This window comes from Shewanella eurypsychrophilus (assembly GCF_007004545.3).
Lineage (GTDB): Bacteria > Pseudomonadota > Gammaproteobacteria > Enterobacterales > Shewanellaceae > Shewanella > Shewanella eurypsychrophilus.
In genome coordinates, this window is sequence record NZ_CP045503.2 from 5,604,324 (window position 1) to 5,620,375 (window position 16,052).

The following is a 16,052-nucleotide window of genomic DNA, read 5'->3' on the forward strand; positions in this document are numbered from 1 at the left end:
ACTTACTTGATCTCTACAGAAGCACCAGCGGCTTCTAGATCAGTTTTAAGTGTTTCAGCTTCTTCTTTAGAAATAGCTTCTTTAACTGCTACTGGAGCAGCTTCAGCCATTGCTTTAGCTTCTTTCAGGCCAAGACCTGTAGCGCCACGAAGAGCTTTAATTACTTTAACTTTGTTCTCACCGAATGAAGTCATCATGACGTCAAATTCAGTTTGCTCAACAGCAGCGCCGCCATCAGCAGCTCCGCCAGCAACAACAGCAGCAGCAGCAGATACGCCGAACTTCTCTTCCATTGCTTCGATTAGTTCAACAACTTCCATTACAGACATTTCTGCAACAGCGTTTAAGATATCGTCTTTAGTGATAGACATAACAAAAAATTCCTATTGTTCTGAATTTAAGCGGCTAAGTATAAACTTAAGCAGCTTCTTCTTTTTGATCGCGAAGGGCGGCTAGTGTACGTACTAGCTTGCCAGCAGATGCTTCTTTCATTGTCATCATCAACTGAGCTATTGCTTCGTCGTATGTTGGCAGTTTCGCTAAGCGATCAATATCGGTTGCAGGGATTAATTCCCCTTCAAAGGCTGCTGCTTTAATTTCAAATGACTCTTGTTCAGCGGCGAAATCTTTAAGAAGACGCGCTGCAGCACCTGGATGCTCATTAGAGAATGCAATTAAAGTAGGACCGGTAAACATTTCGCTTAGGCACTCAAAATCAGTACCTACAACTGCGCGTTTAACTAATGTATTACGTACAACTTTAACGTATACACCAGCTTCGCGAGCTGCTTTACGCAGACCGGTCATATCACCTACAGTTACACCGCGTGAATCGGCTACAACTGCAGATAAAGCACCTTTGGCAACTTCGTTGACTTCAGCAACAATCGCTTTTTTGTCTTCGAGTCCTAATGCCATTGGCTTTACTCCTGGATTAAACCTAGGGAATTCCCTAGCAATTACCATATTAACTACTAAATGTAGTTAACGATTTACGGTGCTTATCCAGTAGAAAAAATCTTTCTGGGGTCCGACACCGTCTACGTAGGAAATTAAGTTAACCTTTAAGGAAAACACCTACGGTCTTGGACGGAAGTCTACGCTTTGACCATCTAAATGGTTAAAATATAGACCTCAACCCACAAGGTGCGCGCATTATAGACTAATACGGCAGCCTTGTAAAATTACTTAAGGTCAGCCAGAGTACTCTGGTCAACTGCAACACCTGCGCCCATAGTGGTCGAGATGCTGATTTTCTTCAAGAAAACACCTTTGGCTGCAGCAGGCTTAGCTTTCACTAATGCCGCAACAAGTGCTTCCAAGTTTTCTATAAGATGTGCAGGTTCGAAGTCCACTTTACCGATAGTAGAGTGAATGATACCGTTCTTATCAGTACGGTAACGAACTTGACCAGCTTTAGCGTTCTTAACTGCTTGAGCAACGTTTGGCGTTACTGTGCCAGTCTTAGGGTTAGGCATTAGACCACGTGGGCCTAAGATCTGACCTAGTTGACCAACAACACGCATTGCATCTGGAGAAGCAATAACAACGTCGAAGTTCATCTCACCAGCTTTAACTTGTGCAGCAAGCTCGTCCATACCGACTAGCTCAGCGCCAGCTTCTTTTGCAGCTTCAGCGTTTGCACCTTGTGTGAATACAGCAACACGGATATCACGACCAGTACCGTGTGGCAGTACAGTAGCACCGCGAACGTTTTGGTCAGATTTACGTGGATCAACACCAAGATTTACAGCAACGTCTACGCTCTCAACGAACTTAGCAGTAGCTAGTTCTTTAAGAAGTGCGACAGCTTCATTGATATCGTAGTTTTTAGTTACTTCTACTTTTTCGCGAATTATGCGAGCACGCTTAGTTAGCTTTGCCATTATCTTAGTCCTCTACTACCAAACCCATTGAACGTGCAGTACCTTCAATTGTGCGAGTCATCGCATCAATATCAGAACCAGACATGTCAGCCGCTTTTGTTTCAGCAATTTCCTGAACAGCGCTACGCTTGATAGTTCCCACTTTTTCAGTGTTAGGACGACCAGAACCAGACTTCAGACCAGCTGCTTTAAGCAGTAGGAAAGATGCTGGAGGCGTCTTAGTTTCAAAAGTGAAAGAACGGTCTGTATATACAGTGATAACTACAGGAATCGGCATGCCTTTCTCGAACTTATCAGTACGAGCATTGAATGCTTTACAGAATTCCATGATGTTAACACCCTTTTGACCTAGGGCAGGACCAACTGGTGGCGACGGGTTTGCAGCACCGGCTGCTACTTGTAGCTTGATGTAACCATCAACTTTCTTAGCCATGAGTATTTCCTCAAATTGGGTTCAAACGCCACTGACGACATGTCAGTTAAGCTCCCCGAAAAACAATGGGTGCGGATTTTATAACAAAATCGCACCCAGTCCAAATACTTTTTGTATTTAATTTAATCAGCTCTTTTCGATCTGACCAAAGTCTAGCTCAACAGGAGTAGAACGACCGAAGATCATTACAGAAACCTTAACGCGGTTTTTCTCGTAATCAACTTCTTCAACAGTACCGTTAAAGTCGGCAAAAGGACCGTCAGTAACACGCACCACTTCACCAGGTTCAAACATAACGCGATGTGTCGGAGACTCAGTCGTTTCCTGCAGACGTTGTAAAATCCTGTCAGCTTCTTTATCTGAAATAGGAGCAGGACGATCTGAAGTACCACCAATGAAACCCATCACGCGAGGGATGCTTTTCACTAAGTGCCAGCTTTCATCGTTCATATCCATCTGGACCAATACATAGCCAGGGAAGAACTTACGCTCACTCTTACGACGTTGACCAGCTCTCATCTCAACAACTTCTTCAGTTGGGACAAGAATTTCGCCAAAGTAGTGCTCCATGCTGTGCATCTGAATATACTCATTCAGAGTTTTAAGCACTCGACCTTCATAACCAGAAAATGCCTGGACCACATACCATCTTTTTTTAGCTTCAGTTGCTTCAGTCATACGAAGTGCCTATACGCCTGTAATAAAATTAACAATTCTCAGTAATACTGCGTCCATACCCCAAAGGATCAACGCAAGAACACCGGTTGCAGCTAATACAATAAATGTTGTATTTAGCGCTTCTTGACGTGTAGGCCAAACCACCTTACGTACTTCAATTTGTGCTTCACGAGCAAAGACGAGCGCTTGCTTGCCTTTCTCTGTCTGTAGCGCTATAAAGCCTGCAATGGCAAACGCTACTACTACGCTTATTGCACGTACTAATACACTTGCCTCGTTATACATCTGGTTGCCGACAATTGCAGTTGCCAACAAGATAACGACTATAGCCCACTTTACGATATCCAGAGAGTTACCCTGGCTTTCAGTATTTGTTGTCATCGATTAATTCCGTTACTCACTACGACCTGAGGTGGTATTAGGTTGAAAAGTTTCAGTAAACCTTATCTAACCACATAATTCCGAGCTTACTACTCTCGAAGCGCTTAATTGTAAGCTCAGAGGGTCAAAAATCGGTCATAGATTGTATTCTTATTCCAGCAAGTAATCAAGAATACAAGCGCACTTGAGCCGACTAAAATGCAAAATAACAAAAAAGGAAGCCGAAGCTTCCTTTTCTTTAGTGTCTTGCAAGACTAATCGCTATTAAGCGATGATCTTAGCTACAACACCAGCACCAACAGTACGGCCACCTTCACGGATAGCGAAGCGTAAACCTTCATCCATCGCGATTGGGCAGATTAGTGTTACTACCATCTGAACGTTATCACCAGGCATTACCATCTCTACGCCTTCTGGAAGCTCGATAGTACCGGTTACGTCAGTTGTACGGAAGTAGAACTGTGGACGATAGCCTTTGAAGAATGGAGTGTGACGTCCGCCTTCTTCTTTTGACAGAACATAGATTTCTGATTCAAAAGTTGTATGTGGAGTGATTGAACCTGGAGCAGCTAGAACCTGACCACGCTCAACGTCTTCACGCTTAGTACCACGTAGAAGAACACCACAGTTCTCACCTGCACGACCTTCGTCAAGCAGCTTACGGAACATTTCAACACCAGTACAAGTCGTCTTAGTCGTATCTCTGATACCAACGATTTCTACTTCTTCACCAATTTTGATGATACCGCGCTCTACACGACCAGTTACAACTGTACCACGGCCTGAGATTGAGAAAACATCTTCGATTGGAAGAATGAATGCACCATCGATAGCACGCTCTGGCTCTGGGATATAAGTATCCAAAGCATCTGCAAGCTCAAGAATCTTAGCTTCCCAATCAGCTTCGCCTTCAAGGGCTTTAAGTGCTGAACCTTGGATAACTGGTAGGTCATCACCTGGGAAGTCATATTCAGAAAGAAGTTCACGAACTTCCATTTCTACAAGCTCAAGAAGCTCTTCATCATCTACCATGTCACATTTGTTCATGAATACGATGATGAAAGGTACGCCAACCTGACGAGAAAGCAGGATGTGCTCACGAGTCTGTGGCATTGGACCATCTGTAGAAGCAACTACTAGAATTGCGCCATCCATTTGAGCAGCACCAGTGATCATGTTTTTAACATAATCGGCGTGACCAGGACAATCTACGTGTGCGTAGTGACGTGCAGGAGTATCATACTCGATGTGAGAGGTATTAATTGTAATACCGCGCTCACGCTCTTCAGGAGCGTTATCGATCTGTGAGAAATCTTTAACATCACCACCGTAAGTCTTTGCCAAAACAGCAGAGATAGCAGCAGTTAGAGTAGTTTTACCATGGTCAACGTGACCGATGGTGCCCACGTTTACGTGAGGTTTGCTACGTTCAAATTTTTCTTTAGCCATGGTATTGCCCCAATTAGAGATCTTGGTGATGAAACCAACATACAACAAAAAATCCGATGCATTTAAAGGCAACGAATCGATTAAATTTAGAGTAACTAGGAATTTTAACAGGTTGGCGCTGAAGGGTAGAATCTAATAACCTAACCCCTTTTCAGGGGCGTGCTCAGTATAGAGCACTTTCAGCGAATATTGGAGCGGATGGCGGGAATCGAACCCGCGTTATCAGCTTGGAAGGCTGGAGTAATACCATTATACGACATCCGCGCAACCTACTAAGGCTACCTAACTACTTAGAATATGGTGGAGGGAGAAGGATTCGAACCTTCGAAGGCTGAGCCGTCAGATTTACAGTCTGATCCCTTTGGCCACTCGGGAACCCCTCCAGGGAAATGGTGCCGGCACCAAGAGTCGAACTCGGGACCTACTGATTACAAGTCAGTTGCTCTACCAACTGAGCTATGCCGGCGTGTCATTTCGGTAGCGGATATTATGGAAGTGTGAGCATAAGTGCAATAGGTTTTTTTAAAAAAACCTAAAAAAGATGCCGAATGTCGTTTTTTCACCCACAAAAATTCAATTTAGATGCTTTTTTAGACGCGTTGTTTTTTTATTAGCAAACAGCCCCAGGATATGACGCATTAATATTGTTCATCAGAAATTGATAGTGTACTGTTCCCTCCTCAAATGGAGAGAAGCAATGGCAAGCGATAATCAAATTCATAATGCTCTGTATCTAGCATTTCAAAGATCTCAGTGGGCCGAACTACGTGAATCTGTACCGCTCACCTTAAATGAGTCAGAGCTGACAACACTACGAGGCATAAATGAAAAACTTTCTCTCGATGAAGTTACGGATATCTACCTCCCTTTGAGTCGCTTATTAAACTTAATTATAGGGGCCAAGCAAAAGCGCGGTCTTGTACTTAATGAATTTCTCAGCCATAAGCCTCCTAAACGGCCTTATATCATCAGTATTGCTGGTAGCGTTGCTGTAGGCAAAAGTACCACCGCACGTATTCTACAGTCGCTACTCAGCCAGTGGAGTGAACACCCTAAGGTCGATCTAGTCACCACTGATGGGTTTCTATACCCACTTGCAGAACTAAAACGACGTGGCTTGTTACAGCGTAAGGGCTTCCCTGAAAGTTATGATATGAAGATGCTAGTTGAATTCATCTCTAAAATTAAGGCTGGGGATACTAATGTTCAGGCTCCAATATATTCCCACATCAGCTATAACAGGGTTTCTGATAAAACCCAGAGCATCCAACAGCCTGATATCCTTATCATCGAAGGCCTAAACGTATTGCAGAATGGCCAAGATGCAGCTGTCGGCATCCAGCAGCCTTTCGTTTCTGATTTTGTTGATTTTTCTATTTATGTCGACGCACAAGAAAGCTTACTAAAAAAATGGTATATCGATAGGTTTCTGCAGTTTCGTGGGGGGGCATTTAGTGATGAAAAATCATATTTCCATCACTACTCAAAACTTAATGATCAAGAAGCAACAAGCATAGCAGCCAATATCTGGGACAGTATTAACGGTCCAAATCTTAAGCTTAATATTGAACCTACACGCGATAGAGCTCACCTAATACTACAAAAAGGTGAAGATCACCTAATGAGCCAGGTACTACTGCGTAAATAGTAACTAAGAAGCGCTTAGCCACCGCTTCTTAAGCTTATTTCGCCACCGACAAATGGTACTAGGCCCTTATCAGTCTCAAGTAATATCGCGCCTGTTGAGTCAATACCTTTACAGATACCATTGATCTCATTGTCACCCATCAGTAACTTTACCTGTTTACCAAAGAATATATCGACTGCTTTCCAGCGCTCAAGAAATGCAGTTAACCCATCATTCTGAAAAGTTTCCAGATCGATTTTCAACTGCTTTTGCAATGCCACGGCTAGATCCGTTTTCTCCGGACAAGATGGGTTGTCAGACAGATCGCTCCATGCTTGATCAATTTTATCGCCCTGAGCGTGCGACATAGATATATTGATCCCTATTCCTATCACTAAATGACATTCACTATCAGGCTGACCGCTCATCTCAATCAATACGCCGGCTAGTTTTTTATTATTTAAGTAAATATCATTTGGCCACTTGACGCCTAAGTCATCAATGCCCAAACATTTTAGAACCTCTACTAACGCACATGCCACCACTAAGCTAAGACCAGATGCTTGAGCCATTCCCTGCTCTAGCTTCCAGTACATAGAACAATATAGATGACAGCCGTAAGGAGACACCCAATTTCTGCCGCGGCGTCCACGACCTGCTGATTGATACTCTGCAATACAGATATCACCAGAGCTCAGCTCTTCGACATGCTTAAGTAAAAAAGCATTCGTGCTCGGAAGTTCATCAAAATAGAAACATCTACTGAGGATCGAAGATGTCAATTTAGCTTCATTGATAAGTGAAACGGGATTGGCAAGCTTATAACCTTTGCCTTTAACGCTGTAAATTTCAACACCATAGCCCTCTAGGGAACTTATATGGTTACCAATTGCAGTCCTGGAGATCCCCGCCTGTTGTGCCAACTCTTCACCCGAGACAAACTGCTGACCTGATAAAGCAGCTAATATTTCTCTTTTCCGACTCCATTGTTCAATCATCTTCTAATTCCTTTTCACCGTTAGCGCCTATGATTCTTGGTTCAGCCTCTAAATCTATGCCATAGAGATCTGTTATCGCTCCAATAACTTTTTTAGCCAGATGTGTGACATCCTCTCCTGTGGCGTAGCCTAAGTTAACCAAAACAAGAGCCTGTTGCTCATGGACTGCAGCATCTCCAACCTTAAGCCCCTTTAGCCCTGCTTTATCAATTAACCATCCAGCTGCCAATTTAACTGAATCTTCATCTACAGTGAAACCTACTATACCCGGATGATTTTCAACTAAGGAGTCGAATACTGCACGAGAAACGATGGGGTTCTTAAAGAAACTTCCCGCATTACCAAGCACAGCAGGGTTAGGAAGCTTAGTATTTCGCATATTACAGATACAATCGAATACCTGTTTGGCTGTCACAGCCTCTTTCTCAAACGCCCTCAGTGGTCCGTAAGATATCACCGGTTCCCAGCGCTTACGCAACTTGAGTCCAACCGATGTAATCACAGCACAGCTAAGCAACTCCCCCTTAAAAATTGAATCTCTATAGCTAAATTTACACTCATTGGCAGCCAAGCGTTTCAATTCACCGTTTCTAAGATCGAGATACTCAACCCAATCACAGACTTGCATCAGTTCGACACCATAAGCACCAATATTCTGAATTGGAGCCGCGCCTACAGTCCCCGGTATCAAGGCTAAATTTTCTAGTCCAGAGATAGACATTGAAAGCGTTGTCTCGACTAAATCATGCCAGTTTTCGCCTGCTGCCACGCCCAGGTAATGATATTCATCGTCCTCGGCAAACTCTATGCCCTTAGTCTCCACATGAACTACGGTACCTAAGTAGTCATCTGTCAGTACAACATTGCTCCCCCCACCAAGAACCAAAAAACGTTGCTCACTTCTATAGAGTTCCAAACAAGTAGAAATCAGTTCAGCTTTAGATTTCACATTGATCAACTCAGCGCAGCTATGGTCGATATTAAAGGTATTGTAGGATTTTAATGAATAAGGAGCCGCAGACATAGATAGAAACTTTTAGAGAACATTAAAGCGGCATTGTAGCGTATTTAGCCATCAGAAAGAATTGTCACGACATCGAAGCATGATTTATGAAAATAATTTCACTCAATTAATAAGCTGATTATTCTTTTCGCCAAAATGCACAGACAGAAAATGGATGGAGTGTATGCCAAATCAATGTCTGGAACACTTCTGTTAAACCAAGAGTGGCACAACTGAACTACGAAGTGCATGGATGCACAAATGTCACGTAGACCATGGATGGTCGAGAGTGACCGCTACTTTAGCAAAGCGCTTATACAGCCCACTCAACTATTTTGTAATCATTTTCACTCAAAAAACAGACACGAAAAAGCCCTAACACTCCTTGTTTATAAGAAGTGTTAGGGCTTATCGTAACGTTGGCAAAGCGGACTATCTCTTTTAAAAGACGAACCCGCGTCCCCCGGCGTGACAGGCCGCTTTCCGTTTAATAAAGAGGCTAACCAACTGAACTACCGCTCTGCTTTTATTTTTTCCTACTCAAAAATCAGACACGAAAAAGCCCTAACATTGCTGTTAGGGCTTATCGTAATGTTGGCGGAGCGGACGGGACTCGAACCCGCGACCCCCGGCGTGACAGGCCGGTATTCTAACCAACTGAACTACCGCTCCTTTAGTAAAGTGCTTGCGCATATTACTAAATTCTTTATAGTCTCTGATTTATCACTATCAGTAGACTTTGTCTTCACTTTCTAGAAAGTGGAAACTAATTAGGCGCCTGGAAATGACCTACTCTCACATGGGGAGACCCCACACTACCATCGGCGCAATTGCGTTTCACTTCTGAGTTCGGGATGGGATCAGGTGGGGCCACAATGCTATGGTTTCCAGACTAATTTGGCAAAATTTCGAAAGCTGGCTATTCAAAAAACTATTAAGTCTTCTAAATTGCAAAATAATTGGTCTAACTTAAATCAAATACGTATTCTTTTGTGCTTATGAAGTAACACACACACTAACTACACAAACCCATCTGGGTTGTATGGTTAAGCCTCACGAGTCATTAGTACAGGTTAGCTCAACGCCTCACAACGCTTACACACCCTGCCTATCAACGTCCTAGTCTCGAACGGCTCTTTAGAGGAATTAAATTCCTAGGGATGACTCATCTTAGGACTCGCTTCCCGCTTAGATGCTTTCAGCGGTTATCGATTCCGAACGTAGCTACCGGGCAATGCTATTGGCATAACAACCCGAACACCAGCGGTTCGTCCACTCCGGTCCTCTCGTACTAGGAGCAGCTTCCTTCAATCATCCAACGCCCACGGCAGATAGGGACCGAACTGTCTCACGACGTTCTGAACCCAGCTCGCGTACCACTTTAAATGGCGAACAGCCATACCCTTGGGACCGACTTCAGCCCCAGGATGTGATGAGCCGACATCGAGGTGCCAAACACCGCCGTCGATATGAACTCTTGGGCGGTATCAGCCTGTTATCCCCGGCGTACCTTTTATCCGTTGAGCGATGGCCCTTCCATTCAGAACCACCGGATCACTATGACCTACTTTCGTACCTGCTCGACGTGTATGTCTCGCAGTTAAGCTGGCTTATGCCATTGCACTAACCGTACGATGTCCGACCGTACTTAGCCAACCTTCGTGCTCCTCCGTTACTCTTTGGGAGGAGACCGCCCCAGTCAAACTACCCACCAGGCACTGTCCTCAACCCCGATTCAGGGGCCAGAGTTAGAACATCAAAACTACAAGGGTGGTATTTCAAGGTTGACTCCACAAAAACTAGCGTCTCTGCTTCAAAGTCTCCCACCTATCCTACACATGTAGGTTCAATGTTCAGTGCCAAGCTATAGTAAAGGTGCACGGGGTCTTTCCGTCTAGCCGCGGGTATACGGCATCTTCACCGCAATTTCAACTTCACTGAGTCTCGGCTGGAGACAGCGTGGCCGTCATTACGCCATTCGTGCAGGTCGGAACTTACCCGACAAGGAATTTCGCTACCTTAGGACCGTTATAGTTACGGCCGCCGTTTACCGGGGCTTCGATCATGAGCTTCTCCGAAGATAACCCAATCAATTAACCTTCCGGCACCGGGCAGGCGTCATACCGTATACTTCCTCTTGCGAGTTTGCACAGTACTGTGTTTTTGATAAACAGTTGCAGCCACCTGGTATCTGCGACTGCCAGCAGCTTAAGGAGCAAGTCCCATCACCGCCGGCAGCGTACCTTCTCCCGAAGTTACGGTACCATTTTGCCTAGTTCCTTCAGCCGAGTTCTCTCAAGCGCCTTGGTATTCTCTACCCAACCACCTGTGTCGGTTTGGGGTACGATTCCTACTAACCTGAAGCTTAGAAGATTTTCCTGGAAGCATGGCATCAACTACTTCATCCCCTTGGGGACTCGTCATCAACTCTCAGCTTTGCAATTTAATGCGTTCACCCGGATTTGCCTAAGTGAACAGCCTACAGCCTTAAACGCGGACAACCAACGCCGCGCTAGCCTAGCCTTCTCCGTCTCTCCATCGCAGTTAGTAGAAGTACGGGAATATTAACCCGTTTCCCATCGATTACGCCTTTCGGCCTCACCTTAGGGGTCGACTTACCCTGCCCTGATTAACATTGGACAGGAAACCTTGGTCTTTCGGCGAGGGAGTTTTTCACTCCCTTTATCGTTACTCATGTCAGCATTCGCACTTCTGATACCTCCAGCGTGGGTTACCCCTTCGCCTTCAACGGCTTACAGAACGCTCCTCTACCGCTTGCTAGTAAACTAGCAAACCCATAGCTTCGGTGTATTGCTTAGCCCCGTTAAATCTTCCGCGCAGGCCGACTCGACTAGTGAGCTATTACGCTTTCTTTAAATGATGGCTGCTTCTAAGCCAACATCCTAGCTGTCTAAGCCTTCCCACATCGTTTCCCACTTAGCAATAACTTTGGGACCTTAGCTGATGGTCTGGGTTGTTTCCCTTTTCACGACGGACGTTAGCACCCGCCGTGTGTCTCCCGTATAGTACTCATTGGTATTCGGAGTTTGCAAAGGGTTGGTAAGTCGGGATGACCCCCTAGCCTTAACAGTGCTCTACCCCCAATGGTATTCGTACGAGGCGCTACCTAAATAGCTTTCGAGGAGAACCAGATATCTCCGAGTTTGATTGGCCTTTCACCCCCAGCCACAAGTCATCACCGCATTTTTCAACATACGTGTGTTCGGTCCTCCAGTTGATGTTACTCAACCTTCAACCTGCCCATGGCTAGATCACTCGGTTTCGGGTCTACACCTTGCAACTAAACGCGCAGTTAACACTCGGTTTCCCTACGGCTCCGCTATTCGCTTAACCTTGCTACAAAATGTAAGTCGCTGACCCATTATACAAAAGGTACGCAGTCACGGTCTCAAGGACCGCTCCCACTGCTTGTACGTATACGGTTTCAGGTTCTATTTCACTCCCCTCACAGGGGTTCTTTTCGCCTTTCCCTCACGGTACTGGTTCACTATCGGTCAGTCAGGAGTATTTAGCCTTGGAGGATGGTCCCCCCATGTTCAGACAAGATGTCACGTGTCCCGTCCTACTCGTTTTCATCTATAGTTAGTTTTCATGTACGGGGCTATCACCCTGTGCCGCTGAGCTTTCCAACTCATTCCACTAACACCCTATAGACTTAAGGGCTAATCCCCGTTCGCTCGCCGCTACTAGGGGAATCTCGGTTGATTTCTTTTCCTCCGGGTACTTAGATGTTTCAGTTCCCCGGGTTTGCCTCACATACCTATGTATTCAGTATGTGATACTCACTTATGTGAGTGGGTTTCCCCATTCGGATATCGTTAGCTCAAATGCTTGTTACTAGCTCGCCAACGCTTTTCGCAAGTTACTACGTCCTTCATCGCCTCTGACTGCCAAGGCATCCACCGTATACGCTTAGTCACTTAACCATACAACCCACATAGGACTGTATCGCAACTAATGGTGTTTACTTTCGCCAAAAGAATACTCTTGAAGTGCATTGCTGCACTTCGGCACTTGATTTAAGTGTTTGAGAACTCAATTATTTTATATTTCGCGCTAATGCTATAAACCACTGCAATTACCGAATCTTACGAATCAGCTTTCACAATAGTCCCTTTCACATTAACACTATCAGCTTTCCAAATTTTTAAAGAACGGGCTTAAAAAAGCCAAAGATAAAGTCTTAGTTTATCTTTGGCATCTCTATCCAATGCATGCCTTACTTTCTGCTGGAAAAGTAAGTTTACTTAGTCAATCAGAGTAACCTCTGAAAACTAGCAAAGTAAATGGTCTATCTACAAGAGAGTCATCGAACCTAGGTTCTTAACAATCAAGTAAATGGTGGAGCTATGCGGGATCGAACCGCAGACCTCCTGCGTGCAAGGCAGGCGCTCTCCCAGCTGAGCTATAGCCCCATTTACATGCAGTCAAACAAATATACGTATAACCAAATCTTTTCTTACCAAGGCGGAATGTGGCGACGTTTAACTCTCTAATAAAGAAGTCTAAACGAGTCACTTTCCAACGCAGGAAAGGAGAGATTTTGGTGGGTCAGAGTGGACTTGAACCACCGACCTCACCCTTATCAGGGGTGCGCTCTAACCAGCTGAGCTACAGACCCAACGTATTTTTGCTCTTTCTTTCTATCAAGTAATCTGTGTGAACACTCAGCAAGCATTGAGTTAGTCGTATAGGTAAGGAGGTGATCCAGCCCCAGGTTCCCCTAGGGCTACCTTGTTACGACTTCACCCCAGTCATGAACCACACCGTGGTAAACGCCCTCCCCGAAAGGTTAAGCTATCTACTTCTGGTGCAGCCCACTCCCATGGTGTGACGGGCGGTGTGTACAAGGCCCGGGAACGTATTCACCGTAGCATTCTGATCTACGATTACTAGCGATTCCGACTTCACGGAGTCGAGTTGCAGACTCCGATCCGGACTACGACCGGCTTTGTGGGATTAGCTTGACCTCGCGGCTTTGCGACCCTCTGTACCGACCATTGTAGCACGTGTGTAGCCCTACTCGTAAGGGCCATGATGACTTGACGTCGTCCCCACCTTCCTCCGGTTTATCACCGGCAGTCTCCCTAAAGTTCCCACCATTACGTGCTGGCAAATAAGGATAAGGGTTGCGCTCGTTGCGGGACTTAACCCAACATTTCACAACACGAGCTGACGACAGCCATGCAGCACCTGTCTCACAGTTCCCGAAGGCACCAAGCTATCTCTAGCGAGTTCTGTGGATGTCAAGAGTAGGTAAGGTTCTTCGCGTTGCATCGAATTAAACCACATGCTCCACCGCTTGTGCGGGCCCCCGTCAATTCATTTGAGTTTTAACCTTGCGGCCGTACTCCCCAGGCGGTCTACTTAATGCGTTAGCTTGGGAGCCCAGTAACTAAGTTACCAAACTCCGAGTAGACATCGTTTACGGCGTGGACTACCAGGGTATCTAATCCTGTTTGCTCCCCACGCTTTCGTACCTGAGCGTCAGTCTTTGTCCAGGGGGCCGCCTTCGCCACCGGTATTCCTTCAGATCTCTACGCATTTCACCGCTACACCTGAAATTCTACCCCCCTCTACAAGACTCTAGTTTGCCAGTTCAAAATGCAATTCCCAGGTTGAGCCCGGGGCTTTCACATCTTGCTTAACAAACCGCCTGCGTACGCTTTACGCCCAGTAATTCCGATTAACGCTTGCACCCCTCGTATTACCGCGGCTGCTGGCACGAAGTTAGCCGGTGCTTCTTCTGCGAGTAACGTCACAGCTATAGTTTATTAAACTACAACCTTTCCTCCTCGCTGAAAGTGCTTTACAACCCGAAGGCCTTCTTCACACACGCGGCATGGCTGCATCAGGCTTTCGCCCATTGTGCAATATTCCCCACTGCTGCCTCCCGTAGGAGTCTGGGCCGTGTCTCAGTCCCAGTGTGGCTGATCATCCTCTCAGAACAGCTAGGGATCGTCGCCTAGGTGAGCTATTACCTCACCTACTAGCTAATCCCACCTAGACTCATCTAATCGCGAAAGGCCCGAAGGTCCCCTCCTTTCCCCCGTAGGGCGTATGCGGTATTAGCAGTCGTTTCCAACTGTTATCCCCCACGACTAGGCAGATATCTAGGCATTACTCACCCGTCCGCCGCTCGACAGCAAAGGTAGCAAGCTACCTTCCTGTTTCCGCTCGACTTGCATGTGTTAGGCCTGCCGCCAGCGTTCAATCTGAGCCATGATCAAACTCTTCAATTAAAGTTTTTTGATGCATCACCTTTCGGCAATGACATCGGCTCAACGAATCTTTTGCCTCCACTTTAAAAAGTGAAAACAAATTACTGTTTTCACAAACCCGAAGATTTATGAAGCTTACATATTTTGCTTCTTAATCATTACTCTCTCGAAAGAAAACAAATCATAAGTTGCTATGGTCACTCAGTAGTTCATTGAGTAAATTTTTGATTGCCTACATTCCGAAGAACAGAAGGCAATTTCGAATAACTCAACACCTGTGAGTGCCCACACAGATTACTTGATAAATTGTTAAAGAACTTGGTGCTTGGTAGCACCGCCGCTGACGCTAGGTCGTGGGCTTTTTTACTTACCAACCAAGATGTTTCGTCTTGGCTAGGGAGGCGTATTCTACACTCTCCGTGGTTGGCGTCAAGGGCTTTTAAAAATTTAATTTCAATCGTTTAAACGAAGAAAAAAACTAGCTTACTTGTTGCCCTGACTGCGTTTCAGCTTTCGTTAAGAAGACTGGTTTGCCGTGTCAGTGGATGCGCATTATAGGCAAATTATAAAACCGTGCAACCCCTTTTTTGTCGAATTAGGTTTGCCCGCTGAAGTTTTAAACACCTTGCTAATTTAAGCCTATTTTTCACCCTTTGCACGCTGCTTTATTAACCCTTTATTAAAATTACTTCACTATTAAGCTCATTATTTCAGCAACGGGCTAGTGTATTGCTAAATAATTCATTACCATATACCTGCTATTAACAGTTATTTATCAATTCTTCAGAGATCCTATTTATGCAAAAGCCATTTCTTATTGTTTTGATTATCGCCGTAGTTGGCGCATTCGCGTTTAATCAGTTCGCAGACCTTAATGCTGCAATCGCTTTCTTCACAGGTGCTATTATTGCGAGCGTTGTATTATCACTCCAAGGTAAATCATCTCCAGCCACTAGCAATGCCGCAAGTGTTGAACAATATACGGGTCCAACCATGACCCTGTATGTTGGTAATCTTCCTTATCGTGTACATGAAGGTGAAGTAAAGGAGCTGTTTGGTAAGTACGGCCCTGTAAACTCAGTTAGATTAGTTCGTGATCGCAAGACTGGACGTCGTAAAGGTTTCGGTTTCATTGAGATGTCTGAATCTGGTGCACAGAAAGCGATGACTAAGCTAAATGAATTTGACTTCCAAGAACGTACATTGAAAGTCAGAGAAGCTAAGTCGCAAGATGCTGATAAGAGTGATCGTCAAGCAAACGATTAATTTTACTGTATCGACTAGGGCTTTATAGAGTAACGACTTTATAAAGCCTTTTTTCTTTCTAGCTTTATCTATTCTATGAACCTTTGCTT

Annotated in this window: 11 protein-coding genes, 6 tRNA genes and 3 rRNA genes; 2 read left to right on the forward strand and 18 right to left on the reverse strand. The window is 45.1% G+C overall.

Annotation, left to right across the window (positions count from 1 at the left end):
- Positions 1-2: 2 nt before the first annotated feature.
- The 10 genes from rplL to FM038_RS24140 all read right to left on the reverse strand — a co-directional run bounded on the left by rplL (position 3) and on the right by FM038_RS24140 (position 5,293).
- Positions 3-371, reverse strand: a complete 369-nt coding sequence (rplL, locus tag FM038_RS24095) for a 50S ribosomal protein L7/L12 (RefSeq protein ID WP_142873447.1) — start codon at positions 369-371, stop codon at positions 3-5.
- 46 nt (positions 372-417) lie between these two features.
- Positions 418-918, reverse strand: a complete 501-nt coding sequence (gene rplJ / locus FM038_RS24100) for a 50S ribosomal protein L10 (RefSeq protein WP_142873446.1) — start codon at positions 916-918, stop codon at positions 418-420.
- A 266-nt stretch (positions 919-1,184) separates the two neighbouring features.
- The gene (rplA, locus tag FM038_RS24105) at positions 1,185-1,886 is read right to left on the reverse strand and encodes a 50S ribosomal protein L1 (protein WP_142873445.1); all 702 of its coding nucleotides are present in this window, start codon (positions 1,884-1,886) and stop codon (positions 1,185-1,187) included.
- 4 nt (positions 1,887-1,890) lie between these two features.
- Complete coding sequence (rplK, locus tag FM038_RS24110) at positions 1,891-2,319, reverse strand: 50S ribosomal protein L11 (protein WP_142873444.1); 429 nt, start codon at positions 2,317-2,319, stop codon at positions 1,891-1,893.
- Positions 2,320-2,445: 126 nt separating this feature from the next.
- Positions 2,446-2,997, reverse strand: coding sequence for a transcription termination/antitermination protein NusG (nusG, locus tag FM038_RS24115; RefSeq protein ID WP_142873443.1), 552 nt, complete (start codon positions 2,995-2,997; stop codon positions 2,446-2,448).
- A gap of 9 nt (positions 2,998-3,006) precedes the next feature.
- Complete coding sequence (gene secE, locus FM038_RS24120) at positions 3,007-3,378, reverse strand: preprotein translocase subunit SecE (RefSeq protein ID WP_142873442.1); 372 nt, start codon at positions 3,376-3,378, stop codon at positions 3,007-3,009.
- A gap of 264 nt (positions 3,379-3,642) precedes the next feature.
- Entirely contained in the window at positions 3,643-4,827 is a 1,185-nt protein-coding gene (gene tuf / locus FM038_RS24125; protein ID WP_142873441.1) for an elongation factor Tu, read from the reverse strand.
- 190 nt (positions 4,828-5,017) lie between these two features.
- Positions 5,018-5,091 (reverse strand) — tRNA-Gly (locus FM038_RS24130).
- 34 nt (positions 5,092-5,125) lie between these two features.
- A tRNA-Tyr gene (locus tag FM038_RS24135) sits at positions 5,126-5,210 on the reverse strand.
- A gap of 7 nt (positions 5,211-5,217) precedes the next feature.
- Positions 5,218-5,293 (reverse strand) — tRNA-Thr (locus tag FM038_RS24140).
- 231 nt (positions 5,294-5,524) lie between these two features.
- Between FM038_RS24140 and coaA the strand changes: the two genes are divergently transcribed.
- Complete coding sequence (gene coaA / locus FM038_RS24145) at positions 5,525-6,475, forward strand: type I pantothenate kinase (protein WP_195873165.1); 951 nt, start codon at positions 5,525-5,527, stop codon at positions 6,473-6,475.
- Between the two features lie 14 nt (positions 6,476-6,489).
- Here coaA and birA read toward each other — a convergent pair whose 3' ends face one another.
- The 8 genes from birA to FM038_RS24185 form a co-directional block, all read right to left on the reverse strand.
- Positions 6,490-7,452, reverse strand: a complete 963-nt coding sequence (gene birA / locus FM038_RS24150; RefSeq protein ID WP_142873440.1) for a bifunctional biotin--[acetyl-CoA-carboxylase] ligase/biotin operon repressor BirA — start codon at positions 7,450-7,452, stop codon at positions 6,490-6,492.
- Complete coding sequence (murB, locus tag FM038_RS24155; RefSeq protein WP_142873439.1) at positions 7,445-8,476, reverse strand: UDP-N-acetylmuramate dehydrogenase; 1,032 nt, start codon at positions 8,474-8,476, stop codon at positions 7,445-7,447. Before murB ends, birA begins: the two co-directional genes overlap by 8 nt.
- Before the next feature lie 574 nt (positions 8,477-9,050).
- Positions 9,051-9,127 (reverse strand) — tRNA-Asp (locus tag FM038_RS24160).
- Between the two features lie 104 nt (positions 9,128-9,231).
- Positions 9,232-9,347: ribosomal RNA gene (gene rrf, locus FM038_RS24165) — 5S ribosomal RNA — on the reverse strand.
- A 150-nt stretch (positions 9,348-9,497) separates the two neighbouring features.
- Positions 9,498-12,402: ribosomal RNA gene (locus FM038_RS24170) — 23S ribosomal RNA — on the reverse strand.
- Between the two features lie 413 nt (positions 12,403-12,815).
- Positions 12,816-12,891: transfer RNA gene (locus FM038_RS24175), tRNA-Ala, on the reverse strand.
- A 129-nt stretch (positions 12,892-13,020) separates the two neighbouring features.
- Positions 13,021-13,097: transfer RNA gene (locus tag FM038_RS24180), tRNA-Ile, on the reverse strand.
- A gap of 74 nt (positions 13,098-13,171) precedes the next feature.
- A 16S ribosomal RNA gene (locus FM038_RS24185) occupies positions 13,172-14,718 on the reverse strand.
- Together the 16S, 23S and 5S rRNA genes with 3 tRNA genes alongside form the textbook arrangement of a ribosomal RNA operon.
- Before the next feature lie 777 nt (positions 14,719-15,495).
- Between FM038_RS24185 and FM038_RS24190 the strand changes: the two genes are divergently transcribed.
- A complete protein-coding gene (locus FM038_RS24190) occupies positions 15,496-15,963 on the forward strand; it encodes an RNA recognition motif domain-containing protein (RefSeq protein ID WP_142873438.1) in 468 nt (155 codons plus the stop codon).
- Positions 15,964-16,052: the final 89 nt, after the last annotated feature.